At 55.1% G+C, this 25529-nt stretch carries 18 protein-coding genes; 4 read left to right on the top strand and 14 right to left on the bottom strand.

From position 1 onward, the window contains the following. Window positions 1-926: 926 nt before the first annotated feature. The gene (locus ETAA8_RS08645; protein ID WP_145087517.1) at window positions 927-4289 is read right to left on the bottom strand and encodes a serine/threonine-protein kinase; all 3363 of its coding nucleotides are present in this window, start codon (window positions 4287-4289) and stop codon (window positions 927-929) included. Between the two features lie 653 nt (window positions 4290-4942). Here ETAA8_RS08645 and ETAA8_RS08640 point away from each other — a divergent pair. The 3 genes from ETAA8_RS08640 to ETAA8_RS08630 all read left to right on the top strand — a co-directional run bounded on the left by ETAA8_RS08640 (window position 4943) and on the right by ETAA8_RS08630 (window position 8972). Then, window positions 4943-5131 carry a hypothetical protein gene (locus ETAA8_RS08640; RefSeq protein WP_145087515.1) on the top strand — a complete coding sequence of 63 codons (189 nt, stop codon included), beginning with the start codon at window positions 4943-4945 and terminating at the stop codon, window positions 5129-5131. A 93-nt stretch (window positions 5132-5224) separates the two neighbouring features. Further along, window positions 5225-6670, top strand: a complete 1446-nt coding sequence (locus tag ETAA8_RS08635) for a beta clamp domain-containing protein (protein ID WP_145087513.1) — start codon at window positions 5225-5227, stop codon at window positions 6668-6670. Between the two features lie 2005 nt (window positions 6671-8675). Beyond that, complete coding sequence (locus tag ETAA8_RS08630) at window positions 8676-8972, top strand: sulfur globule protein precursor (protein WP_145087511.1); 297 nt, start codon at window positions 8676-8678, stop codon at window positions 8970-8972. Between the two features lie 175 nt (window positions 8973-9147). Here ETAA8_RS08630 and ETAA8_RS08625 read toward each other — a convergent pair whose 3' ends face one another. From ETAA8_RS08625 to ETAA8_RS08595, 7 genes are all read right to left on the bottom strand, one after another. Next, the gene (locus ETAA8_RS08625) at window positions 9148-10929 is read right to left on the bottom strand and encodes a serine/threonine protein kinase (RefSeq protein ID WP_145087508.1); all 1782 of its coding nucleotides are present in this window, start codon (window positions 10927-10929) and stop codon (window positions 9148-9150) included. A gap of 81 nt (window positions 10930-11010) precedes the next feature. Beyond that, complete coding sequence (locus ETAA8_RS08620; RefSeq protein WP_145087506.1) at window positions 11011-11688, bottom strand: hypothetical protein; 678 nt, start codon at window positions 11686-11688, stop codon at window positions 11011-11013. 306 nt (window positions 11689-11994) lie between these two features. Further along, a complete protein-coding gene (locus ETAA8_RS08615; RefSeq protein ID WP_145087504.1) occupies window positions 11995-12495 on the bottom strand; it encodes a hypothetical protein in 501 nt (166 codons plus the stop codon). A gap of 36 nt (window positions 12496-12531) precedes the next feature. Next, entirely contained in the window at window positions 12532-15738 is a 3207-nt protein-coding gene (locus tag ETAA8_RS08610; protein WP_145087502.1) for an efflux RND transporter permease subunit, read from the bottom strand. Between the two features lie 22 nt (window positions 15739-15760). After that, window positions 15761-17182, bottom strand: a complete 1422-nt coding sequence (locus ETAA8_RS08605) for an efflux RND transporter periplasmic adaptor subunit (RefSeq protein ID WP_145087500.1) — start codon at window positions 17180-17182, stop codon at window positions 15761-15763. A 138-nt stretch (window positions 17183-17320) separates the two neighbouring features. Continuing rightward, window positions 17321-17704 (bottom strand): hypothetical protein, encoded by a 384-nt coding sequence (locus tag ETAA8_RS08600; protein ID WP_145087498.1) that lies wholly within the window; start codon window positions 17702-17704, stop codon window positions 17321-17323. Between the two features lie 86 nt (window positions 17705-17790). Continuing rightward, window positions 17791-19971, bottom strand: a complete 2181-nt coding sequence (locus ETAA8_RS08595) for a heavy metal translocating P-type ATPase (protein ID WP_202921689.1) — start codon at window positions 19969-19971, stop codon at window positions 17791-17793. Window positions 19972-20039: 68 nt separating this feature from the next. On the opposite strand from ETAA8_RS08595, the gene ETAA8_RS08590 reads away from it, so the two are divergent. Continuing rightward, entirely contained in the window at window positions 20040-20369 is a 330-nt protein-coding gene (locus ETAA8_RS08590; RefSeq protein WP_145087496.1) for a YnfA family protein, read from the top strand. A 36-nt stretch (window positions 20370-20405) separates the two neighbouring features. Here ETAA8_RS08590 and ETAA8_RS34475 read toward each other — a convergent pair whose 3' ends face one another. From ETAA8_RS34475 to ETAA8_RS08565, 6 genes are all read right to left on the bottom strand, one after another. Further along, window positions 20406-20579, bottom strand: coding sequence for a hypothetical protein (locus ETAA8_RS34475; RefSeq protein ID WP_202921688.1), 174 nt, complete (start codon window positions 20577-20579; stop codon window positions 20406-20408). A 498-nt stretch (window positions 20580-21077) separates the two neighbouring features. Next, entirely contained in the window at window positions 21078-21434 is a 357-nt protein-coding gene (locus tag ETAA8_RS08585) for a hypothetical protein (RefSeq protein ID WP_145087494.1), read from the bottom strand. Between the two features lie 240 nt (window positions 21435-21674). After that, window positions 21675-22034 carry a heavy-metal-associated domain-containing protein gene (locus tag ETAA8_RS08580; RefSeq protein ID WP_145087492.1) on the bottom strand — a complete coding sequence of 120 codons (360 nt, stop codon included), beginning with the start codon at window positions 22032-22034 and terminating at the stop codon, window positions 21675-21677. A 111-nt stretch (window positions 22035-22145) separates the two neighbouring features. Continuing rightward, window positions 22146-23615: a TolC family protein gene (locus ETAA8_RS08575; RefSeq protein ID WP_202921687.1), complete on the bottom strand. Its 1470-nt coding sequence runs from the start codon at window positions 23613-23615 to the stop codon at window positions 22146-22148. Window positions 23616-23649: 34 nt separating this feature from the next. After that, the gene (locus tag ETAA8_RS08570) at window positions 23650-24792 is read right to left on the bottom strand and encodes an ABC transporter permease (RefSeq protein WP_145087488.1); all 1143 of its coding nucleotides are present in this window, start codon (window positions 24790-24792) and stop codon (window positions 23650-23652) included. Between the two features lie 3 nt (window positions 24793-24795). After that, window positions 24796-25521 (bottom strand): ABC transporter ATP-binding protein, encoded by a 726-nt coding sequence (locus ETAA8_RS08565; RefSeq protein ID WP_145087486.1) that lies wholly within the window; start codon window positions 25519-25521, stop codon window positions 24796-24798. Window positions 25522-25529 lie beyond the last annotated feature (8 nt).

The following is a 25529-nucleotide window of genomic DNA, read 5'->3' as shown; positions in this document are numbered from 1 at the left end:
CTCCGGCGATGCTGGTCTGTTTGCGGAAGTACAGGGAACCAATCAGGCCCTTCAATTCCACGATCCCATGCCGCAAGACTCTGAACTCTAGTTTGTTTTTGACTGGAATGTGGTTAACGGGTTCGTTCGGTCGAGGGTGCTGATCGGGTCTCATTTACTAACCAGAGAGCGCCGAAAACCCAGCCTGCAAGTCGCGCTCTGGACTTTCTCATAAACCTATTTCTCCGTACGATGTCTCCCTGTAGAGCCAAATCTCCGCTCAACACCACCACCCGATTTCAAAATGCAACCGAGATCCCCATGACGCTCAACTCCCGCCTTACTCGCCTCGATGTGAGTCGCGTGCGGAACACAATCAGCACGGCATTGATGCCATGCACTTTGCCAAGAACCGGTGCCGATCGAATCAGCGACGGTAACCGGGCTGCTCGAAATGCTCGAACTCGACGAAAAGATGGAGCGGTTTGACGTCCTGTCGCCGCAAGTTCACTAGGTAGACACACGAAACCGCTCTAGAAACGGACTGAACTCTTCGTCATTTCCTTTCAGTCTTCTCCGCGCGATAGGCAACCGTGTTGCACTGCATCTAATAGTGGAGTGCGTCAATGCTGCGCGACATGGCGACAAAGTGGCTCGGACCAATTGCCCGACGGTCAAAGTGCAAGAGTATCTTCTGCGGAAACTTGAGTTGGCGAGGTAACGCAATGTGAGTTGTTCCTTTACCATTGGGCACTGTCTGACCAAGGTCGGAAGTTCTGCCACCGCCGCGTAAGCGCAGGAACGCCACGCCGCGACGTGTCTTCGCAAGGCAGCGGCCAGATTTCGCAGAATCTCATCCGAACTCTCCGAGTATTTGACCAACTCCCACAGCCACCTTGCCGTCATCATGTTCCTACGGGTTTTCCGCCCATTCGCAAAGTGCCAGCTCAATGCGCATGACCCGCATGGGGGTCAAAATTTGATTCCAGGATCAGTTCCTTCTCGGCTGCACTAATTGGCAACGACATGACGCGGTAGTGCTCCGCCAGGTACTTGGCCCGCGCGAGGTTCGCTTCTCGCAAATTGTGGTTAGTATCTATCTGCCGTTGGAGCCCAGCCATGAGCTCTGTATTTGCCGGCTCAAGTGCATCACGCCAAGTATGCCAGTATCTTTCATTTCTCGGAATTAGTTTAGCCGCGATCCAGTCTCCGTACTTCACATACGATGCGGAGGATTGATCCCATACATATTTCTTCGCGAAGCTGTTCTGATCGACGCATTGCGCAAACGCACAAGCTGCCCGGAAACGCTGCTCCTCGGAACTTCGGTCGCTTTCCAGAATCTTCCAGAAGTTGTCCTGCAGGCGAGAGCGATACGGCTTTAGGACCGCCATCATATCGGAAAAGTCTTTGGCGCTCGAAAAGCAAACCAGCTCCGCGAGTGCAGTTTCGTTCTCGCGTTGAGGTTGGCCCGGCGCTTCCCGCTCACGCATCAACTGGAAAGCGAATCGAATATTAAATCGTTTGCGAAGCAAATCGTCAGCAGAACTAAGTTGTTCGTCAGGGTAATCTTCGCCCCGATCGCGAAATTTGAAGCGAGACGTTTCAGTGAAGCCGTCGAATTGACTCGTCAACGATTGCTCGAGCTGACTAGCTGATACTGCGGACTGCCTCACTATCTTCGGTACGTCCGTGGGAACGGCATCCCGGATTTGCAAAACGGTTGCCGTGGCGAGATCAACGTCTCGCTGTTTGGCAAATCCCTTCACCAATGAAATCGTGACTCCGGCCATTAAAGCTGCCAAAGCCAACAGCATCGCCGCTCGCAGAAGGAACTGGCGGCTCGCCTTTTTCAACATCACCGTCTGGGCGGGATTCCAACTGGCACGGTTGGTCCTGAAGGTGATCGCCAAGTATTCCAAAAACGAAGGCAAATGCCGGTTCTCAGCTTTATTCATCCAGAGTGCTGCTCGTTCCGCGAGCAGTAATTCTGCGCGACCTCGTCGGGTTTCTTTTTGTTTGCGTGTCAGCCATTCACGCAATGACGGCACCAGATAGTCGTGCGTAAGTTGGTAATACTTTTGCCCGGCCTGAATCATTGACTGGGTTTCCGCAGCCTCATGGTCTTGTCCCTCGGGATCGGTCGGCGTAATGAGGCGGATTTCGCTATCCAGCACACGTAGCAAGTCAGCGAAGTCCTGGGTCCGAGTTTGATAACCGGACGCGTCCAGTAGTCCCGCCGCCGACAGCATGTGTCCCTTGATGTCCGTTCCCGATTCCGGCAGGAGTGACTTCAGGACGTTGCGGGCCGCTTTCTGGTGGTAACGATGTTCGGGCGGTGCGGTTGCCGCACTAAACGTCTCTTCCAGAAACGTCACACCGACCCCTTCTGTCCCCCCCACTGCCTTGAGCGTCGCAGGTGTCCAGTTTCTGCCTTTCATCATCTCCGCGAAAAGTGCCAGACGAACGGAGATGACTTTGCCTTCCTGAGCCAAACTGGCTGTCGCCTGCTTCAGAAATTGCTGCTGCTCCTCGCTCGCGTCGCTTGTAACCTCGGGGAGAACGCCGAAGGCCCGACCAAACGCAGCGAGCACTTTCTCAGCGTGACGGATCGGGAAGAGATCGACCGCGGCGGAATTCTCAGCTTCGACCAGGCGAACTTCCAACTCCCGCATGAACCGAGTCGCTGCCATCCAGAAATCGTCCCGCACCATGACAACACATTGCAACCGACCGCCGTCACACTGCCGCAGCGATTGCACTAGCTCGGTGTTCTGCTCCTCCGTATTGGCGTGCAACCATTGCTCAAACTGATCGAGCACGAGCAGCACCTTCTTACCCGCGGGAAGTCCCTGTCCGCGTCGCAGCGCAACTAATGTCTCTTTAAGAGACAAATTGTTGTCCAAAGCCGGACAATGCTTGCGAAGCCCGTTGAGCAGCCGGGATTCAGTCTCGTATGCAGCAGCTTCGATGTAGACGGCGGTCACGTGTTCAGATAAACGCGGCAAAAGTCCTGCCTTCACCAGCGAAGATTTGCCGCAACCCGATGGTCCGTAAATGAGGCCCACCGCGAATGTTTTGTCAGTATCTTGTTCTTCGATCCGGTTCTTCCAAAACCGAATGGTATTCGGCAAGCCGTCGCGATCGCGTGGACCAGGAAGAAGTTCCAGGAAAAAGTCCGCATCATGAGCATCGAAAGATCGCAGTCCCTTGGGAACGATCTTAGTAAACTGACTGTTGGAGCCTTGCGTTGTGTGAGCAGCGGGCGTAGCAGTAATTCGAGCAGAAGACGGAGGTTGCCAAACGGGCGCACCCGCTGCACCTCTGCTGTTCGTCACGGGGCCAGATTGCTGAATCACAAAATGGCGCAAATCTTCGGCCAAGTCCTTGGCAGTTGAATACCGATCAGACGCTCGTTTAGACAAGGTCTTGAGACAGATTCGTTCGAGTTCCTTCGGGATGCTATCGTCATACTGGCGTGGCGGGCGAGGCTCAAAGGTCGAGATCTGATCCAGAAGTTCCGCTTGCGAGTCACCTTGGAAGGGCCGCCGCCCAATGAGCAATTCATAGAATACGGTTCCCAGACTGAAAATATCTGACCGACCATCAACACGATGTCCTTCACCACGCGCTTGCTCTGGACTCATATAAGCTGGCGTGCCTGCATACTTGGGACCGCGTCCGATGTTCTCTTCTTTGAGTGCTAGTCCAAAATCGACGACAAAGGGTTTGCCACTGGCGTCGATCAGGATGTTGCCGGGCTTGATGTCTCGATGCACCAGCCCTTTGCGATGAGCGTAATGCAGCGCTTCCGCAACCGTGGCGATCAGTTCCGCAGCCGCGTTCGGTTTCGGCCGATCGCTTTGAATCCTGGCTGCAAGTGTGCTCCCTTCGATAAACTTCGAAACGATGAAACACGGGAATTCACTGGTGCTGCCAACATCGTGAACTGGCACAATGTGCGGATGATCGAGGTTCGCAACAGTGCGAGCCTCGATCAAATAGGCTTCGGCATCTGACGCAGTTAAGACTCGTTCGCGGTGAGCGACTTTGATGGCGACATGCCGCTGCAGCTGCTCATCATGGGCCAAGTACACGAGCCCGAAGCCGCCTTTACCCAACACCCGGTCAATCCGGTAACGACCGATGGATTGAATGTGGCTCGGCGATGCTGCCGGTTTGTCTGGAACGACTTTGCCTTCAACCAGGTTGCAGTCAGTTTTGTCCTTGCTGGCCAGCGAAGTGTCCAGCGACCGGGTTGCATATAGGTCCCCTTTAGGACCGTCGTGGGTGTTATTGGGATCGTTCATCGCTTATTGCGTCCGATGCGGCTGAATGTCACACATCGAGGATTCTATCTGGCAGGCTATGGCAAATACAGCCTCGTGCGAGGTCGCATTCACCGGTTGCTCTTGAAGGCACCTAGAGCAGAGTCGGCCTCGATTCTCCGGCGATGAAATTCAGTTGCTTGACTATTAGACCGTCATGCCGTTTTCGCGGGTTGGGGGTTTGTTGTGTAACTCTTAGGCTGCGGTTCCCGCGGCCGTTAGATCCACCAAAACATTGCTCGAAAGGAATTCATGATTCAGTTACCTGGGTAGGCAATTCGCCTCCACCCCATTGGGCTGCAATCGCGCCGGGGGAATCGGCCTTAGAGGCCGACTTTTGAATTCAGCGGCACGATATGTCACGGGAGTACTCGCCAATGACGGATGTAGACGGTGACCTCCTGCCGCCCATTTTGCAGCAACCGGAAAAGTTACGTTGAATGCGGACGGCTCTTTTACCTCGTTCCAAGTCCGAACTTTTCGGGAGCGGACAGTTTAGCTATCTCAGCACTGGTTGCTGCCGACCGCCTGAGCATCTGCGTTTTCTTCCCTTATTTCAAAATCGTCGGCCTGCGGTGCGCGCATGCGCACACCGTAGGCCTTTCTCGTTGTTCTTATTTCCAAGGAGTTTGTCTGTGACCCAATCTGAACTGAATGAAGCCGTGGCCGATGCCACGGGAGAATCATTGCGCACCATCCGTCGCCGTGGCTTCAGCGTGTTTACGCCGCTCCAAGCATTCAACCCAGACCAAGATGACGATGCGTTTCCGAGCTTTGTCGATTGGGATGCGCTGGAACGCGACCAAGGGCGCAGTGCTGCCTAAACACCTTCGCTTGATGCACCGAATCGCCTCGCATGGTAGCCAGTTTGGGTACCGCCCTTTTTGTCTTCACCATTTCTCCAGGGAGACTTTGCGTTGATTCAGATTACTCGATTGTTAGCCAAGACCATCCGCTCGATTGTGAAGAGGACTCTCCCTCGCCAGGCCGCGCAAATTGTGCTGACATTTCGCACCGGCGATGCTGGTCTGTTTGTGGAAGTACAGGGAACCAATCAGGCCCTTCAATTCCATGATCCTCGGCCGCAAGACTCTGAGCTCTTGTTTGTTCCGCTCAGCGTCCTCGACGATGTCCAGGGCTCGAAAGCAGAACCGGTGTTTTTGAATTGCCGTCGGGCGGGCGTGCTCGGCGCCAGTTGGCAAGAAAAAGGCGTCTTCCAAGACCTGGAGTACGATGCCCCGGAACCAGCTTCGGATGCGCAGTCTTTTCCCGCCCTGCCCACTCAGTTCGTCGAAAATTCAGCCGAGTTGCTCCTCGCCCTGCGTGACGCTTATGAAACGACGGATGTCGAAAGCAAACGATATGCGCTCGCGAGTATCCAAATTCGTGGCAGCGATGGAATTATCGCAGCTACCGATGGCCGGCAGTTGCTGAAGCAATCGGGCTTCACATTCGGCTTCGCTGAAGAATTGCTGTTGGAGCACACGAAGTTCTTTGCGAGCAAAGAACTGCCTCACGATCAGCCAGTTCTCGTCGGCAAGACCGATGAAAGGGTAGTGTTTCAAATCGGCCCCTGGACCTACTGGCTGAGTGTGTTAACGGAAGGCCGGTTCCCCGACATTGACCGCTCGATACCATCCACGCACTACAGCACGGCGACGCTCAAGCTGGCATCCGCGGATGCCAAATTTATGGTGGACAATCTGCACCGACTTCCAAACGGTGAAACGCATCGCGAACTAACCGTCGATCTGAATGGAAAGGTTATTTTGCGAGCGGCTTCTCCCAGCACGCCCCGACCGGCGGAGATGTTCTTGCGAAATTCCAGCAAGCAGGGAGATGACGTCCGCATTTGCACAGATCGGAAGTTCCTGGCGCGAGCCGCGGCGATGGGTTTTTCGGATATACATTTTCCGGATACCGCTTCACCGGCGATCGCCAGCGACGCGAGTCGCACGTTCGTGTGGATGTTGCTTGATCCCAAAGAGGCACTGAAGTCAAGCGAGGACTCCCTCAGAATCGAGTCGCCCTTTAGCACTCGCAATGACGCACCGTCAGTTGCGCGGCGCAGGGAGTCGCCACTCAAGCAGATTTCGTCCACGGTTGATTTGCCGCCACCCCAGTCCGCAACCGCAGAACATTCGCAACCGGCGACGAAGCAGCGGGCTGCTCGTTTGAGTCCAGCGTCTGCAACGAAGCAAACGCCTTCGGCCACGGACTGCGCAATCTCAATTCGTAGCCAACTGCGAACGACGCTCGCGGCCGTGAACGAACTGATCCGCACGATCAAAACCGAAAAGCGAAGCCGCAAGTCTTTGAAGCGCGCCATGGAGTCAATCAAGCAGCTGCAAGACGTGGCTTAAGAAAGTTGTCCAACCGTATTCGCGCTCCTCGCATCGAGTTCGCCGCCGGTCGCTCCGTGCTGGAGTTGGTCCCGCGGATCATGGCGCGAGTCTTTTTCCTTTTTCACTTGGATGAACGGAGATTTTATGCACCGCAAGCGACTGAAAAAACAGCCGGTTCCGCAGCTCCAGTGGCTGGAGGACTGCCTGGAGGGGATCTTGAAAACACTGGCGCAGATTATCCGGTCACTCGTGCCACGAAGACGGTGATCACATGCCTTTTGACGGTGCCCGTCATTTTGGCCAGGTAGCGATCGTCATCGCCGCCGCAACGCTACTTGCGGCCGCGGCTGTTGGCTGGTGGGGATTGCTAGGAGCGGTCGTTTCCTTGTATTACCTGCTGTCGTTCTTCAACTCCTTGGAAAAGCGTGATCTAGTCGATGAATCCCGGTGTCAACAGCAGCGAGCACGCGGACGAAGAAATGCTGGCTGAGCGAATTTGCGCTGCCTGCTGTCACAAATTACGCCGATTCCAAATTGGTGGCCAAGTGATGGCGGGCAGCACGGTAACTCACAGCTACGTTCAATCCGGCCGGCCAAAGTGATCTGATGCTTCTTAGCGGAGTGGCAACGGGGCGAAGGCCTCCGCGCTCCTTCTCTTTTTTAACTGGTATGAACGTGTATGAGGCGGCAATCCACTGGATGCCGCGAGTTGCGATTCACGTCTCGGCGCGGTTTACTGGCGATTGCCGGAACTCGGGTCCGAGATGAGTCGTCGAAGTTCAATTTACTGGTTGCATGTTGGCGGGCTGTTCATCTCGGGGGCTGGCCGCGCATATCTATGGGCCTTGAGCCCGGCTTTTTAACTGGCCACCCCGCGGCCCACCCGGCTGAGCTGCGAGCTCGAAGAGGTAAATGCCGAATTGCCCTGCCCCGCTGCATGCCTTTCATCGAAGGGCTGTATCAACCAATCAGCAAACAGACCAAATCGAGAAATAATCGGGCCGCCCTTCGGGGCGGCCCGGCCTGCCTTTTTCTTAGGTATCCCGACCTGGTAACACGGTGCGAGGGCTACGCCCTCGGGATTTTTGGAGGCATGGCTCCGGTGTCCGAAGGGTGGGAAACAAAGCGACCCCTGAACGAACTGGTCGCCCAGGGGTGCGTGCGCTTCGGCGCACCGTCGGCTATTCCTCGCCAGGTTGCGTCCCCGCAGAGCCTGACTCCGCTTCACCGGACCACCGCATTCTAGCAAATCCGACTGCCAACGAAGCGCACACCGTTGACACGTTCAGAGGTAGCTATCAGGACTATTCTCACATCAGTGGAATTAGGCCGCACCGTAAACGTTCCCCAGTGCAAAACGCCCTTTGAAATGCATGAGATGGTACGAGCGGGAGCAATTCGCCGCATCGTTGGTGGCAAACTCCCACCAAAAATGATTGCCATCTAGCTGGCGGATTGTTCAGAGCTCTCGGCCCCGAGGTCTGTTGGCGTCAATTCTTGATCGTGATCGCAATTCCACAATTCGATGTATCGGTGCATCAAATCACCGAAGGGCGGAATGTGGTGTTCCGCGACAACCAACGGATAGTAAATCGTCTCAAAACCTTGATTGTCCAGAAATAGCCGGTCGGATGCCTTCAAGTACACCACAGGACCAGCTGAGAGTGCGTATAGGGCCGGAATTCCCAGGCAAAATGTGACAATCCCAGCTGATGTGTACCGCGTCATGTTGGAAGCATAGCTTACGATTCCGTAATGTTCAAGTTGCAGGCTTAATTAGCCGGACCCCCTCCGTGAATGTCGTTCCAATCAAAGCGACAACCGTCTGTCGTCAATGTGATGGCAGATATTGGCGGTCTGTTGCAGGTCGCGTAAAAGTGGGATCACGCAAGTCTCGAAGCAGCAGCAGGTTGCTGCAAAACCAAGATTTCTGGCACACACTCTGCTTTATTAGTGATCCGTTGCCTTGGAGCACTTCGCTCTTGCAAATCAAATGGTTCTCACTGTTTTAGGAACATCTGCGATGAAAAGTCTCCTCTGCACCCTGTTTGCTATCACTGCCCTCTCAGTCGGTGGCCTGTTTACCACTTCGGCTGTGGCTGCTGGCGGCGGATACGGTGGCCATTATGGCGGCCATGGTCACAAAAGTGGGCACGGCCACAATATACATGGCAACCAGAATCATGGCGGTCAGCACAACCACGGCGGTAACTACCCAACTTACAGTGGAGGTTACGGATACGGGGGTTACCCCAATCAATATCAGCAGAACGGCGTGTACCTCCGCGGTAGCAATTTCGGAGTGCGAATTGGATTCTAAGCCCGCAAAGTTGCTCCAGCGATTCCGCCTTGCAATTCGTTTTCGACAAAGTGCGGGCGGTCAAATCTCCCGCACTTGCTGATCTCCGTGAATTTGAAGTCACCAAATTAGAGAGTTGGGCGAAGGTTAGAAGTCGTATGTTTCGTCGTTTAGTTTCGATTTTTCAAGACAATCGTCAGCGAACCCACGAGTCATGCCGCTTCCCTTCGATCGTGTGGCGTTTGGCTACCAATTGGTGAAGTCGTTCAGAAGTTTCAGCTTCTTGTAGGCGGTGCGCTGGAGCACTCGGTTCCTCAATGCGGAGTTGTTGAAGTGCAATGATGCATTTTCGATACTCCGCTTCGGCGTCACCCAGTCGTCCCACGTCTTCAAGTGTGCTGGCCAGCCTTGCCCGCACTTTCGTTAAAACGGATCTGTGTAAGCTACTGGGGTGCTCTGTAACTAAGTGTTCAAGCACGACGACAACCTGGATGAGTTTCTCTTCCTTCGGTCCGTCCTTTCGGTCAGGAGTAGGAAGCTGCCGCAAGCGGTTATGTATTTGCGATGATGCGCGAGTTGCGGCCGCGTCGTGGAGACTTATTGCCTGGCGAAGTAAGTCGGGCTCTTCTTGCGAATGACCACGCGAGCCGTCGATTCGGGAGGACTCAATGATAGTCTCAGCTAACGCCGCTAGTGCGCGCCGTGCCTGATCCTTTGCTTCTGACTCCGCAGTCAAGACGGCACGGGTTTCACTTTCCGCCTTGCAAGCACGCAGAAAGCCCCAGGTTGTGCCAATCAGCCCAAGGCATATTGCCAGCATAACCACGCAGACACTGCCAACTGCCAGTGAATGCCGTTTTATGAATTTTCCAATGTTGTAAATATGCGATGGTGGGTGGGCTTCAGTGGGGCGGTTGCTGAGAAACCGTTCAATGTCGAGTCGCAAACTCGCAACGCTTTCGTACCGCTGTTCGGGCTGTTTTTGCAGCGAATGCAGGATGATCCAATCAAGGTCGCCGCGTGTAATTCTCTGGAGCCCAGCTAATTCAATTTGACGGTTGCTGGCAGTCAGTGCCCCGTTTCTGAGCGTTTTTAGCCGTCGGCTTGGCCGATCGGGATCTTCCTGCAGAATCCTCCGATATGCTTCGAGCCAACCATCGCCGCGAGTCTCGAATTCGAATGGTAGCGTGCCTGTCACAAGTTCGTAGAGGATGACACCCAAAGCGTAAACATCGACTCGCGTGTCTACGACTTGGGTGCCCGCAATGATTTGCTCTGGAGCCATGTAAGCGGGCGTGCCGACCGCAACACCTGGAACCGTTTGTCCGGATTCCCCCGCGGCGCATTCCGACCAAGGTAAGGGCTTGGCCAAGCCAAAGTCGATCACTTTGGGAATGGGAATGCAATTGTCCACAGCCACGAGGATGTTGGAGGGCTTTAAGTCTCGGTGGATGATGCCTCTCTGATGGGCATGCTCGACTGCTGAACAGACTTTGGCGAAGAGTCTTAGTCGTTGTTTGATGGGGCAACGATGTTCATCACAATGTGCTATTAGTGACAATCCAGGGAGGAACTCCATGACCAAATACGGTAGACCATTTGCCGTACTACCGCCATCGAACACTCTTGCGATGTGCGGGTGGTTCATGTGTGCGAGCGCCTGATATTCGGTCGCGAAGCGAGCAATAACAGGGGCCGACAGTCTATCGGGCCGCAAGAATTTGATCGCTACTTTTCTCTGAATTGGCATCTGCTGTTCGGCCAGCCAGACGGTACCCATACCGCCCTCTCCGATTCTCTCACACAACGCATACTTGCCACCGATTAGGCTTTCGGTATGCACAGCTTCAAAGTCAATTGCAAGCTCGCCTGCCGAGGGGAAGTTGCGAGAATCAAAGTCAACCGTTGGGTTTTCTTGCTGAGGCGTCGCAGGCGAGCCGCAAAAATCCTCGTTGGAAGTCGCAATTATGCTTGTCATGTCGGCTCCGAACGAGTTGGGCCAGTCTATTACCAGGCGATTCGGCGATACGACATTGAAATGCCGATCGATGTGTTGGCTTCAGTCGGTTTTGCGCACCAAACCGAATTTTCGTCGTGCTGCGTAAACCGCCGTCATTGTGCGATGAGTGCGATTTGCTACCTCGGACGGGCGCAGTGTGCGCAGCAACTCAATTTCTTCTGCAGTCCACGGCACTCCTGCTGCTGGCGGATGTGTACCTCGAAGCTTGTGAACTTCTGACATTTTCGTTCTCACGGCATGCGACATTTTCTTGCCTTTATTAGCTTTCCGTAGTTTCGCAATAACTTCTGGCGGACATGGCTTGCCACGCCTTGATTTCGCGATTTTCTGACGGCGTTCCGGTGCATCAGCAACTGCGGTAGCTGCAGCTGTCATCCGACGATTGTGCTTCGGCGTCATGTACTCTTGTCTTAAGTTGCGATCACCTTCAGTCTGCGTGACGCCGAGTGCTCTTCGCCAAATCCATACAGTCCGATTTCCTACTCCCCACCAATAGCGAACGGCAACAGCCGCCTCGCGTCGAACTGCTTTCGCCAGGTCACCGAAAAGAACTAATGAAAGTGCTGAAACCTTCTTTCCAATCGGCCAGGGAATACGTCCGTCAGATTGCCCCCAAATGGTGACTTCGCCGCGGGCGAGGCAGTCGACCCTTTCGCCATACCTGAAAGGTGGAGAGCGGTAGTTGCCAAAACGAAGTTTTGTGTTGTCAATCTTCATTTGTCACTCGGGAGTCCGATGATCCTCGCCTCACAGCAACGACTGTGAAACGTGCATCGTAGACGAGGTGCAGTGGCATCGCTCCGATTGCGAATCGATGAGAATCTCGCTGTCGATGCCCCTGCGATTTGACTTCTCGACCAAAGCAAACCCCGCATGATAAAGCGAGAACTCCATTTCTCGCCTTGAGCAAACCAGAATCGAATGCTGAATACCGTCTTTGTTTTGACGCCTTTTGGCGGGCGGCCACCCTAGCGAGAGGAGCGGAGCGCGGCACCATGCGCGAGGCGTCCCTAATGCTTCGACCTACTTCTTATCGTGCCCGTGGTCCCCTTCGTGTTCGACGTTGCCGCTGTAGCTCTTGCCGGCAATCGTCACGTTGAGGCGGCCAGTGGTCTTGGGGGCTTCCAGAGCTTCGAGGACCTTTTCATCGACGATCGCGAACTTCGAGGCCTGCCCTTCGGGGTCGCCCGGTTGCTTTTCCGCAGTCAGCTTGGCCTGCATTGGTGTGCCAGCAACGACCAGATTCAGCATGATCTCGGTATCGGGAATTGAGACGGCGGTCTTAGCATCAGCGCCCAGCAGATAGATGGCCACGGTCTTGGTCGCATCTTCATGGATCAATTCGGCGTGATACTCTTCTTCGCCGAGTTCGATCAAATGTCCTTTGTGCGGGCCTTCTTCGGCATGCGCCTCGGCTTTTGGTCCGGCGGCGGGCGGTGCAGCCGGCTTTGCAGGGCAACCCGTTAAGGTGAACGCCAAGCCAAAAACCAACATCCAAGCCGGGTGAAAACAACGCTGAATCATGAGAATCTCCTGAAAACGGGTAACAAAAACTGAAAATCAAGTGTGAACGGCTGTTCCAGCAGCGACAGATGAAGCGGGAGAAGTAACCGGTACGGTGTGGTCGTCAGAATCGAGTTCATCTTCGTCAGAATCGTGCAAATGTTGCTCTGCTTCTTTGCGACCAAAGCACCAGAAGAGCGCGGGATGGACAAAAAAGTCGAGCAATGTCGAACTGATCAATCCACCCATAATGACCGTCGCCACGGGATACAAAATCTCTTTGCCGGGCTCACCCGCGGCGAGCACCAGTGGCACGAGCGCAATTCCCGCGGTCAGTGCCGTCATAAGCATCGGCGCAAGGCGTTCCTTGCCCGCCCGCTCGATCATTTCCGGGGTGAACTGTTCCCCTTCGTGCTCGACTAGATGTAAATAGTGCGCGATCAACAAGATGCCGTTACGCGAAGCGATACCCGATAGTGAAATGAAACCAACCATGCTGGCGACGGTCAGAGATTGACCGGTAATCACCAGTGCCGCGACTGCGCCGATTGCAGCCATCGGCAAGGCGGATAGAACCTGCAGTGCAAGGTTTGTGGAACCGAAGAGCGTATAGAGTGCCAGGAACATCGCCGCGAGTGAAATGAGGCTCAGCAAGCCAATCATCCGCGTCGCATTGCGTTGGCTCTCGAACTGACCGCCGTATTCAATGAGATAACCGGGGTGGTCCTTCGCCAGCCGGGTCTGAATGGGAGCCAGCTTCTTTTGAATATCCGTTACCACGCTATTCAGATCGCGATCGGCCGTGTTGCACTGAATGATGATTCGTCGTCGCACGTTCTCGCGATTGATCGTATTGGGACCGCTGCCGCGGCGAATCGTGGCCACCTGGCTAAGTTGAATGCGCCCACCCGCCGGCAAGTTGAGCGATAGGCGACCGATCTCATTCAAGTTCTGACGGTGCTCGTCGTCTAACCGCACGACGAGATCGAATTTCCGTTCGCCGAGCACGATCTCGGAGACGGTTCGTCCGTTCATCGCCGTTTCGATGAACTCATTGACATAGTCCGGCGTCAGACCGTAACGGGCGAGTTGATCGCGATTGAGTTCGATTTGCAATTGCGGAATTTCGATTTGCTGCTCGACCATTAGATCCTTCACACCAGGGACATCTGTCATTGCCGCTTTCATCTCCTCCGCAGTACGACGCAGAACCTCCAAATCCTCGCCATAGAGCTTGATACCTACCTGTGCCTTAACCCCCGAGAGCATGTGTGAGATCAAGTGAGCTAGCGGTTGCTCAACGGCAATAACAACCCCCGGCACTTGGGTCAGTTCTTCGCGCAACTCGGCCAGAACTTCCTCGCGGCCCCGGTGTGCTTTCGGATCGAAGCTGATGATGATCTCCGATACGTTCACCCCTTCTGCGTGTTCATCCAACTCCGCGCGGCCGGTGCGGCGGCCATAGGCCAGCACTCCTTCGATTTTGCCGATTCGATCGTCAACCATCTTCGCTATGCGATCTGAAGTGGCCAACGAAGTGCCCGGCGGGAGCAGCACATTGACTTGTACGCTCCCTTCGTTGAACGGTGGGAGAAAATCCCGGCCGAGTTGCGTCACGGTGAATATGCTGATGGCAACGGCCACGGCAACTGTTCCCAGAATCGGCCAGGGATGCTTAACGCTTATTCGAATAGCAAAACCAGCGACCCACTTGAGCACGCGCAATAGCAGGCCATCTTGCTCGTGGTCCATGAATTTTGCGTTCGGCAGCAACCAATAGGACAGTACGGGAGTGACAGTGAGCGATACGAAGAGTGACGCAATGATGGAGACGATATAGGCGACGCCCAGCGGAGTGAAAAGTCGCCCTTCCATGCCGCCGAGCGCGAACAGCGGAATGAAGACCAGCACAACCAGAATGGTGCTGAAGACAATTGAATTGCGGACTTCGCTGCTGGCTTCGTACACGACTCGCAGCGCCGACTTCGGGTTCGGACTATGTTTATTTTCGCGCAAGCGGCGAAAAATGTTTTCCACATCGACAATCGCATCATCAACCAGTTCGCCGATGGCTACCGCCAGACCACCGAGAGTCATCGTGTTAATCGAGAGGCCAAACCACTTGAAGATCAGGCCAGTCACGACCATCGAAAGTGGGATTGCGGTCAGGGTGATGAACGTAGTGCGAAAGTTGAGCAGGAATACAAATAAGATGATCACCACCAACACACCGCCGACAACAAGCGCTTCGATGACATTGTGGATGCTCAGGTCGATGAACTCTTTTTGTTGATAGACTTCGGCATTGATTTTCAAGTCAGGCGGCAGCGAAAGGCGCAGGTCTGCCAAAGCGTTGATGACGTTCGTAGTCAGCAGACGCGTGTCAGCGCCGGGTTGCTTGGAGACGATGATCATCACCGCTGGCGAACTATCGACCGCGGCGTCGCCGCGCTTTACCTGGGCGGCTTCTCGAACAGTGGCGACCTGATTCAGTAAGATCGAACGGTCGGTGCCCGCTTTCACGACCACCTTATCGATGTCTTTGATGTTGCGCAGTCTGCCCATCGAGCGTACGAGCAACTCCTGGCCGCCCTCTTCCAGATAGCCACCTGTAGCGTTACTGTTGCTGCCGGCCACAGCCTTCTCGATGTCTTCAAGCGTCACATCGTATTTTAACATTTCACTGGGATTGGCTAGCACTTGGTATTGTTTGCGGCCGCCCCCCATCGTGATCACCTGAGCGACGCCCGGAATGGTTAGCAGCCGTTGTCGAATGACCCAGTCGGCGAGCGTGCGAACCTCAATCGGATCGGTCTTGTTTCCTTCGCTGGTAACGCCAATCTGGATCACTTGCCCCATGATTGACGAAATGGGAGCCATTTGCGGTTTCACCCCTTTGGGCAACCGGTCGGCGGCTAATGCCAGTTTTTCGGCAACGATTTGACGATCGACGTAGATGTCGGTGCCCCAAGCAAATTCCACGTAGATCACAGAGAGGCCCACGCCCGACGAGCTGCGCACGGCCTGCACACCTGTTGCTCCATTCAGCGAAGACTCCAGAGGAAACGTAATTAGTGTTTCCACTTCTTCCGGAGCAAGCCCCAAGGCTTCCGTCATGACCGTTACTCGCGGGCGATTCAAATCGGGAAACACATCAATGGGCAGTTGATACATTTCATAGCTGCCGTACACCGTGATTACGAGCGCCAGCGCGATCGTAATCAAGCGGTAACGCAGCGCCATTTTGATAATTGAGTTGAGCATAGTTCTGCTTTCGCTTCCTGCGTTAGTGGCTATGTCCGGCGTGCGGGTCGGGAGCGCCGCCAGATTTGTTCTTGATTGCAACTTGCAACTGTTGGGCACCTGTCAGTGCAACCATGTCGCCTGGAAAGACAGATCCGTCATTGGCAATTACCACGTGCCGGGGGTCGCGATACTCCACGTGCACGCTACGACGTTCAAAGCCTTTTCCGTTTGGCGTGAAAACGTATGTTTCCGTGCCATCCTGAGCGAGGGCGTCGATAGGCAACACGATACGATTCGGAAGAACTTCTAAGGGGATTTCGAGCTGCACTCGTTGGCCGGGACGATACTTCCAAGCAATGAATCGGCGCCCGTCCTCATACTTGGAATCCCTCTGCGGTTGATTTGGGAGCGTGACGTAGAAGTCGAGGGTTCTTTTGGCGGGATCAACCTTTGTCGACAAGTACAGCAAGTGCAGGTTTTCGATGATTTCACCTTTGTCACCATCCGTCTCCAATACTGCGGCGATCGGAGCCTGGCGCTCCGCCACTCGGTTGAGGTCCGCCACGTCGCGTTCGAATGCTTCCCCTTCGATGTAAAGTTCCGCGTGATCGGCGAGCACCGCGAGCGTGTCGCCGGCATCCACCTGCTGTCCCTGGGATACTTTGATGCTCTGCACTTGAAAAAGGCCTCCGGATGGACTTCGCTTGCCGTCGGCGGCGACATTGTCGACGGTAACAGTCATCTCCTTAAACAATTCGCGCTTCTGTACGATGGCATTGACTTGAGCTTCAGAAAGGCCATGCAAGATCAGGGCTTGGCGTCGGGCGCGGAGGACAGCGTCACTTTTGTCTTTTTCATATTTCAGATCGAGTAGCCGCTTGCCGGGAACTGTGCCATCGGCCGCCAGTTTTTCCAGTCGCGTGATTTCCTTGTCCGTAACCTCTTGCTCAGCCGTCGTCTGTAACAGATCGGCTTGTGATTGCACTAGATCTTCATGCGTCAACCGAAGGTCGAATAATTTGCGGCCCGGTTCAAGTGCCTCGCCCTCAGTGGGATAAATTCGAGTTACGACTCCCGTGAAGGGGGCCGTGACTTCAATAACAGAACGTCCTGGGCGCTCCACGACGATGCCAGGCACACGGATCGATTTGGTGAACGGCTGCAACTTCACCGGCTTTATGAACTCATCCGTCAGTCCGATATTCTTGCGGCCTTGCAGGCTGAGTTCAATCGAATCGCTACTTCCGTGAGCAGCGTGACCAGCCTCCTCATGCTTTTCCTCGCCCTTCTCCGTCTCACCTGCGGTGACCGGCAAAATCTTTGCCAGCCAAGGTCTGGCTGATGGTTCCCACTGTGGATAAGTCACGAACGCCGCCACCGCGATCAATCCAATGATCGCGAACGGAGTCCAGCGCGCCCAAGCAGCGGGCGTCGATTGCGATGGAGAATTTGTTTGCGCCATGGGCCGCGCCTTTGCGAAAGAGCGTTGACTGGAAAAACGCGCCGACGAATGGAAAGCGCGATGTAGGGGCTGATTGCAAATCCAAAGTAGATGCAGCCGAGTAGACTCGAAATCGAGTGGCCGCTTGGATAGCAAGAATCAGTTCAAGAAATGGCAAAGTGCCGAATGCCTGCGCACATGCGGCTTAAAAAGACCAATTTCAAACTGCTCATGAACGATTGCAATCGCTTGGCCGCATACGATTTGGTCGTTTACGGGCACCACTGCTACATCGTTGGCAGGAGATATTTCCGTTTGCCCGGCCGGCAAATAGACGCAATGCTGCACGCTGCAACTGTCAGGTAATGTCGGCAGGGAGTCTGACTGCTGCTCTGAGTGACCGGAACACGGCAAGTGGTGCGCATGGGAATGCTCACCCGAGCCATGCACTTCGCTGGCACCATGCGCAATATGCCAACTACAGCCTAGCAGGATATGCAGGCTGAACGCGGCGATCGAAAGCAAAGTGGTGATGGAGTGCATAAGGTAGTGCAGGGTGACGATTTGCTCTCGATTGTTGGCCAGGACTGGGGTTTAGTCAATACCGACCAAATTGCGAGCTTCGTATTTCATCCACCTTTCGCGGGAGAACCGTTCAAGAGTCGCAAGCCGTTTAACACGACGAGAATGGAAACGCCCGCATCGGCCGCAATGGCGGCCCAAAGTGAAGCAAATCCAGCTAAGGTGAGGACGACGAATAGAACTTTGATTGCCAGGGACGCGAAAATGTTTTGGCGGATGATGGCTAGTGCTCTTCGCGAATGCCCAATCAGCCAAGCGACCTTCGACAAATCGTCGCTCATCAGAGCTACGTCGGCTGTTTCAATGGCTGCGTCACTGCCTACCGCGCCCATTGCGATTCCGAGTGTTGCGCGGCCAAGCGCGGGTGCGTCGTTGACCCCATCGCCAACCATCGCGACCTGGCCGTACTTCTTCAACAGTTCCTCAATCGCGTTTACCTTGTCAGCGGGGAGCAGTTCGGCACGGAACTCGTCGATGCCGGTCGCTTTTGCAATCTTGGAAGCCGTCGCTTGATTGTCGCCGGTCAGCATGATGACATGCTCGATGCCATGGTTGCGTAAAGCAGTGATGACCTGCGCCGTAGCAGGGCGCACCTGATCGGCCAGGGCGATCATGCCGCAGACGTGATTCTCGTTGCCAATCACAACCACCGAGCGGCCAGCACTAGACATTGCTTCGAGCCGCTCATGAATCTCAGGCGTTTCTTGCTTGCGTTCTTCCAGGTAGCGATGGCTTCCCAACCAAAATAACCGACCCTCGAATTTGGCAGTGGCTCCTTTGCCTTGCAGAATCTGAAATTCTTCTGCTGCTGCCGCCACGACCTTTTTTTCGGCAGCATAACGCATAATCGCGACCGCCAGTGGGTGATCGCTGTGTGACTCCATCGCTGCAGCTCGCTGCAACAGCTCTTCTTCCGAATGCCCATTTAACGGCACAACCTCAACCACAGCAGGCTTGCCCTCTGTCAGGGTGCCTGTTTTATCCAGGGCAATGGCTTTGAGATGAGCGGGAACCTCAACGAACACTCCCCCTTTGATCAGCACCCCCTGACGCGCCGCGGTTGCAATGGCAGCGACGATGCTCACCGGCGTGGAGATCACAAGCGCGCAAGGGCAGGCGATGACAAGCAGCACGAGCGAGTTGTAAAACCAGACGTGCCATTGACCGCCCAACAGGAGCGGCGGCATGACAAGTACTGCGAGCGCTGCCACCATGACGCTGGGAGTGTAGTAACGAGCAAACGTCTCTACCCACTGTTCCGATTGAGCACGCTTCGATTGCGAATCGCCGACCATGCGAATGATGCGGGCCAGCGTCGTATCGCTGGTAACCTTCGTCGAGGTAACCTGCAAAGCGCCGTCGCCGTTGATGGTGCCGGCATAAACTTCAGCACCTGGCGATTTACTGACCGGCACGCTTTCGCCCGTGATCGAAGCCTGATCCACGTCGCTGCTTCCCTGAGCGATGACGCCATCCAATGCAATCCGCTCGCCGGGCCTAACTAGGAAAAGATCCCCGACGTTGACTTGGTCAGGTGGAACCTCCCGCTCGGCTCCGTCTTTTCCAGCTACCCTGACCGTTGGCGGAGCTAAACTCATCAGTGCGGCAATCGCTCGGCGCGCACGTCCCACGCTCCACGATTCGAGCAACAGCGACACGGAGAACAACAAAGCAACTGTCGCCGCTTCCGACCATTCGCCAATCGTGACCGCACCAGCGATCGCGACGGTCATTAGCAAATTCATGTCTGGCCGGAAGCGCGCGAGGGAATACCACGCCTTCGGCAGAAAATGCCAGACACCTGCGAGGATGCTTAGGCTGAAACACAACTTCGCGAGAATCGGTGTCGCAACTGGCCCCGCCTGCTCAGCAAAGCCAAAAGCGGCAGCAATGCTTCCGGATGCTTGGACTTGAAACGCGAAACCAAGTAGGCCAAGTATCCCCGAAGCGACAGTGAGAATTGTTTGCCCATTGCGCGACCAAAAACTCACTGCCGGCTCGTCTCCCTTCGCCTCCCGCCAAACGTCGGCGGTCATGCCGGTTCCGGCAACAGCTTTGATAATCTCCGCTGTGGCGACCTGGTCCTCTGGAACCGTTACTACCATTCGAGCATTGAGAACGTCGAACGTCAGGTTCTGCTCGCCGCTAACCAACGGACCAATTTCGCCTTTGAGGATGGCTACCTCTTCGGCACAGTCCATCCCGCGAATCTTGAAGTAGCGAGTCATGTTAGAATCGTTTCGAGCAATGATCGCTGGGCTTGAGATCGCGGCAAAGAAAAGAGGTACAACGCACTATGCAACTGGCTACAACGGCGGCGCTCTTCACGATTACGGCAATTGCGGAAATCGTTGGTTGCTACCTGCCTTACTTATGCCTGCGACAGGGCAAGTCGCCCTGGCTCCTGGTACCCGCTGCGATCAGCTTGGCAGTTTTTGCATACCTTCTTACCCTGCATCCTACTGCGACCGGGCGCGTCTACGCCGCTTATGGCGGTGTTTATATTTCGGTTGCGTTGCTGTGGTTATGGCTTGTCGACGGTATTCGACCGTCGACTGCGGACTATGTTGGGGTGTCACTTTGCCTGTCTGGCATGGCGTTGATCATGTTCGCGCCACGCCAGTGATTGCCTTTACCGGAGCTAATGTCGATTAGCTGAGTCTTAATGGTTGCAACCAGGTCCGCAGCCGCTGCTGCTGCCGGAACTGCTGCTGCCGGTGCGACTGCCGCTGAACGGATTCCAGGTTAAGGAGCCCGATTCAGTAGCGCAGCCGCTCAGCCCCAAAGCTCCCAAGAGGAGACCACAGACGAACAAAAACTTCACTGAGTTACGCATCGAAATTCCTTCCGTGATTTGATGTTGTTCCTTGGCCGCCGCTAGCGGCCATATTCGCCATCGGCGCTGCACGATTGCTTTCACTAGTCATTCTGCTGCGCTATGACTCGACCGTCCACGATCAGTTTCACTGGCCGTACGCGGGCTTTCTCAGCGGCACTCCAGAGTGAAGCGTGCAGTACCGGAGCATCTCCATGAACTGTAATCTGGATCTCGCGGTCTGCGATGGATTGCCTCGTTGAAGTTACTCCGGTGACCTTGCTTAGCTCTTTTGCCACATCCCCAGCTCTGAGGTCGCAGCACATATTCTCAACTAGGAGGATTGCCTGGCGAGACTTCTTTTGCAACGGGTCTGCATAACACAGAACCATTGCCACGACTGCGGATACAGAAAACAAAAGTAAGGACTCGTGGAGGTGGTTGATTTTCATGGAGAAACCTTTTGCTAAGCGGTGGATCAGCGATCAGCCTGCCACGCGACGATTGATCGAAGCACGATTAGCGCAACGGGCGGGCGTTGAAATTGCCGTGCGCGGTCGCCAGACGTGCTGGTTGAATCTGGGCACGTTGCGCGGCGTCCCAAATCATGCGAGGTGAAGGAAAGGCATTATTCTTGGGAATAATCGTTAGCGTTTGTGCCTTGTAGTCCGGAACCACACGGCCGACACCGGGGATTTTCGAGATTTCCTGAATGACATAACGAGCGTCTTGCATGGCACGCACAGACAGCACCGAGGTGTGGTCGTGCGTGTGTTCGTGAACCGCCTGCTGTGCATTCGCGAGTCCACAGCACGCAACTAGTAAAGCTGCGATGCTGGCTACCGACAGTCGGCGCGATTGAAAAGTCATCATCATCGAATCTCCATAAATGGCATCCTCCCCAGCGACTGGCTCGGGAAGTGATCCACGAGACGTCCGAGTCTCGCGGAGTATTTCAATCGTGTGATACGCTCCGACCGGTGAAGTGGTTCATGCTCGCCCGTCAGTCAGTAATCCAATAGCACGTTTCCTCTTTGACCATTTCTGTAAATGATTTGGAGGAGTGCGTGTGGCGGATAGGCCTCACGCAAAAGGTTTGGCCGCACTCACGATCGTCTATCGCTGCGGTTTCGATTTATAAACTCCCACCAAGGTTGCTAATTCAGTTGGTGGAACCTTCGCCCGTTCGGCAGCTTCCCAAATCGCTCGGTGCGAAATTGCGTTCGAGGTCGGCATAATGGTCAGGGTTCGTGTTTTGTAATCTGGAACCACCTTAACCACGCCTGGAATCTTTGAAATCTCGGCGATTGCTGGGCCAGATTCTTTGCCGCAGCACATGCTCGGCACTTTGAGAATTGCCGTATAGATTTGCTCCTGCGGCGGAGCTGGTTGCTGCGCAGAAACCAATCCGCTGGCGAACACCAGCATGGCAGCAGCACCGATAAGGCAGAGACGACGGTTGGCGAAATTAGACATGTTCAACTTCTCCTGAAAGGGATTAACGAGTCCCGCGAGCCTTCCTTAACTAACGGGACAACTACATGGACAAGAACCAATCGACACAGTGTTTTAGTAAACGAACACAGCTCACGGGCCTCCGGCTTGTAGGCTGTTGGAAAGTAAAAGGCCTTCAATTTCTGCCCCAGCGGTACGCAGATCTCGCAGAGCATCGAGGTAGGCCAGGTTTGTTTGCGAATACGTTCGCTGGGCAGTGAGCAAATTGAGAAAGCCCGCTTCGCCAGCTTGATAGAGTTGCCGACTGAGGTCGAGAGATTCTTGCGCTGCTGGCAGGATGTTCTCGCGATACTCCTTCACTTGATTGAGCGCGTTCGAGTAACGTTCAAAGACAGGTGCCAGCCGATTCTGTAAACTCAGTTCCAGTTGCTCAAGCGCACGTTCGGCGGCGGCCGCCTGATGCTGCGCCTGAACGAGTGCTCCTTGATTGCGATTCCAAATCGGCAAAGGCAGACCGATGGCAACGGTACCGTCGGGATCGCCGTTGATGCCGTTATCAATGACGTTCACCATCCCGCGGACGGTGATATTTGGAGTCTTCTCAATGCGAGCACGCTCAGCTTGCCAGCGGGCGCGCTCGATGTTGGTCATGGCGATCGCGATTTCGGGACTGCTTCCCAATAGTCGTTCTAATGACTGATGCCACGTGTGCTGCGGCACGGAATCCAGATCTCCAACCAGGTTCTGCATCTGCCAATGTGGTCGTCCCACAACAGTAGTCAGGCCTTGCCAGGCAGCAGCTCGCCGGTTCCGAGCATTCACGACTAGAATTTGCACGTTGCGTACTTCCAGTCGCGCTTGCAAGACGTCGAGTTTGCCGACTTCCTTCTGCTTGAGCAAATTCTCGGAAGCAGTCAGATTTTGGGAAGCATTCGCAGCCAATTGATTCGTAAGTCGCTCCTGCTGTTGCGCGATCAGAGCCTGAAAGAACAAAATTCGCACGTCCGTGGTGACTCGCTGCAATTGAGCTGTCAACTCCTGATTCGCGCGGCCAATTTCCTGCGCAGCAATTTCGCGATTGATCCGCAGCTTGCCGCCACGAACCAATTCTTGCTCGACATATACCCCTTGTTGCTCGGCCCTGCCGCCGCTCCCGAGTTGCTGACCTTCGTAGCCGGTCGTTGGATTCGGAGCGAGACCGACTTGAACCCAGTTTCCTTTGGCTGCTTCGACTAGAGATGCGGCTCTCGCAATGGACGGGTTCTCCATCCGCGCGATGGACTCCAACATCTCCACCGTCAATTCCTGCGACGGCTGAGGGATGCCAGGTGGCACCGGCACCGGTTCACCGATTGGCATGGGCGACGGGAGCGCCGCAGGTGGCGGGCTAATCGGTTGACGAGCAGACGCTGGCTGAACGTACTGACCCGGAGCCGGTTGAGGCCGGATGTTATAGGCATCTAGACCCGGCGGGGATGGCAATTGCAACGGCGGCGCCGGCTGTGGTTTCGGCACAGGGTACTGCGCCCAGACGCTAACACCAATTTCACCGGGGGCGAGCATCAGCCCGCTCATGATGATTAGGACATATCGAGTATTCATCGGAAGCCTCCATGCTTCTGAAGTGCGATCTGAATCACGCATGACGTAGTGCTTTGACAATTTCAGTTCCAGCGGCTTGCCAACCAGGAATTATTCCGGCGAGCAAACCCACAATCACCGAGACAACCACTCCCAGCGTGGCAACTTCCAGTGAGGGCTGAAAGGCAATCGTTACCCCCTCAGCGCCAATGGCGAAGCCGCCGAGAAACAGTAGCAAAGTGCCGCAGCCAATGCCGAGAACACCTCCCGCAATGCTCTGCAAAACGCTTTCCGCGAGCACTAGGCGGAAAATGCGAGCTGGTCGCAAACCGAGGGTCTGCAGTACGGCATGTTCTTTGATTCGATCTTGCACGGCCATGACTGTCGTTGTCGCAACCAGTGCCAACACCAAACCCACGCAGGCGTAGCCCAAGTAATGTGCGAATCCGATGAGTTCAGCTAGGTCGGCCAGCGTGTCGCGCTGAAAGACACCCTTCGAGCGAGTTGTCGTTGCGACCGGACCGCTGCGGAACTCGGCGTCAATCGCGCGACTGATTTCATCCGCCTTGGTGCCTTCCGCAAGTTGCACTTCGAGTTGAGTTACCGTACCCACGGACGATTTGCCGCGCGCTCGCTGCAGGAAGTCGAGGTGGGTGTAAATGAAGTTATCTTCGGCAGCGACCGTTGATCTGAACGTGCCCACGATGGACACCGTCACATCGCCAATGGTGAACTTCATTCCCGGTTTCAAACTGCGCCGCGCCGCGATCGCTTGGCCAACCACGGCGGCATCGGTGCGAGAATCGAAGTCGGTCCAGTTACCCGACTCCAACTCCAGTTTGCGCGCAGTCCGCAGCTTTTCGGGCGGTAGACCGTTAAATACGACGACATCGAGACTGGCGCGGCAGTTGTTGGTGAAGACCTTAATCGGGACGACGTCTTTCACGCCCGGCATCTTCGATACAGTGCGAGCATAGTCTTCTGGGAGCTTACTGCTGGCCGGACAGAATCGATTTTCTTGGAAGACCACCAGCGTGCGTTCCGCTTCCTTGCTGCTCGTCAGGCGCGCCAATCCTTGTTGCACCGCACCGACAAAGCAAAAGACGAACAGGGCCACGGCGGAACCAGTGACTGTCAACATGGTCCGTCCGCGGTGTCGCCACAGACTCTTGAACACATAAGGGGTGAATTTGAACATCCGTTAAGCTCTCCGTTGTTCAAAGGAACCACTGCCGACAAGGGCTACTTCATGCCCTTTCTCAATCAGCTTTCCTTTTTCAAGTTTGATCTGTCGCTGGGCCAAAGCACCAACCCGTGGGTCGTGGGTGACGACGATCATCGTCATCCCCAATTCGGTGTTCAGTCGCTGAATCAAATCGAGAATCTGATCCGTAGTTTCGGCATCGAGATCGCCGGTCGGTTCGTCGCCAACGATAATCGTCGGGTTGGCGACAATCGCCCGTGCAATGCCGACACGCTGTTCTTGTCCGCCGGAAAGTTGCCGCGGATAATGATCCTTGCGATCGACCAGGTGGACGGCTTCGAGCGCCAGCATCACCCGCTTGTGGCGCTCGGCGGATGACATGGGCAATAACAGAAGGGGCAACTCCACGTTTTCATAAGCCGAGAGCACAGCAATCAGATTGTGCATCTGAAAGATGTATCCGATATTGGCCGCCCGCCAATCCGCCAGCGCCGAGCGCGACAGCTTGGTGATGTCCGTTCCCTTGATCACGATCTCTCCCGACGTGGGACGATCAATCCCCGCAATCGCATTCAGCAACGTCGATTTGCCTGAGCCGCTCGCCCCCATCAAGCTGACGAACTCGCCCTGCTCGACGTTAAGATGAACTTCGCTTAGCGGAGTGATGACTTCATCCCCTTTGCGGAATTGCTTCGTCAATCTGGAAATTTCAACGAGCGACATGAGCGATC

Source organism: Anatilimnocola aggregata, from assembly GCF_007747655.1.
Classification (GTDB): Bacteria; Planctomycetota; Planctomycetia; order Pirellulales; family Pirellulaceae; genus Anatilimnocola; species Anatilimnocola aggregata.
Note: the sequence above shows the minus strand (reverse complement) of the source record. Positions and strands in the feature narration are given on the sequence as shown.

Coding starts and splice junctions, on each gene's coding strand:
- ETAA8_RS08645 (WP_145087517.1), bottom strand. CDS start 4,289: ATGAACGATCCCAATAACACCCACGACGGTCCTAAAGGGGACCTATAT.
- ETAA8_RS08630 (WP_145087511.1), top strand. CDS start 8,676: ATGAAAAGTCTCCTCTGCACCCTGTTTGCTATCACTGCCCTCTCAGTC.
- ETAA8_RS08625 (WP_145087508.1), bottom strand. CDS start 10,929: ATGACAAGCATAATTGCGACTTCCAACGAGGATTTTTGCGGCTCGCCT.
- ETAA8_RS08620 (WP_145087506.1), bottom strand. CDS start 11,688: ATGAAGATTGACAACACAAAACTTCGTTTTGGCAACTACCGCTCTCCA.
- ETAA8_RS08615 (WP_145087504.1), bottom strand. CDS start 12,495: ATGATTCAGCGTTGTTTTCACCCGGCTTGGATGTTGGTTTTTGGCTTG.
- ETAA8_RS08610 (WP_145087502.1), bottom strand. CDS start 15,738: ATGCTCAACTCAATTATCAAAATGGCGCTGCGTTACCGCTTGATTACG.
- ETAA8_RS08605 (WP_145087500.1), bottom strand. CDS start 17,182: ATGGCGCAAACAAATTCTCCATCGCAATCGACGCCCGCTGCTTGGGCG.
- ETAA8_RS08600 (WP_145087498.1), bottom strand. CDS start 17,704: ATGCACTCCATCACCACTTTGCTTTCGATCGCCGCGTTCAGCCTGCAT.
- ETAA8_RS08595 (WP_202921689.1), bottom strand. CDS start 19,971: ATGACTCGCTACTTCAAGATTCGCGGGATGGACTGTGCCGAAGAGGTA.
- ETAA8_RS08590 (WP_145087496.1), top strand. CDS start 20,040: ATGCAACTGGCTACAACGGCGGCGCTCTTCACGATTACGGCAATTGCG.
- ETAA8_RS34475 (WP_202921688.1), bottom strand. CDS start 20,579: ATGCGTAACTCAGTGAAGTTTTTGTTCGTCTGTGGTCTCCTCTTGGGA.
- ETAA8_RS08585 (WP_145087494.1), bottom strand. CDS start 21,434: ATGATGATGACTTTTCAATCGCGCCGACTGTCGGTAGCCAGCATCGCA.
- ETAA8_RS08580 (WP_145087492.1), bottom strand. CDS start 22,034: ATGTCTAATTTCGCCAACCGTCGTCTCTGCCTTATCGGTGCTGCTGCC.
- ETAA8_RS08575 (WP_202921687.1), bottom strand. CDS start 23,615: ATGAATACTCGATATGTCCTAATCATCATGAGCGGGCTGATGCTCGCC.
- ETAA8_RS08570 (WP_145087488.1), bottom strand. CDS start 24,792: ATGTTCAAATTCACCCCTTATGTGTTCAAGAGTCTGTGGCGACACCGC.
- ETAA8_RS08565 (WP_145087486.1), bottom strand. CDS start 25,521: ATGTCGCTCGTTGAAATTTCCAGATTGACGAAGCAATTCCGCAAAGGG.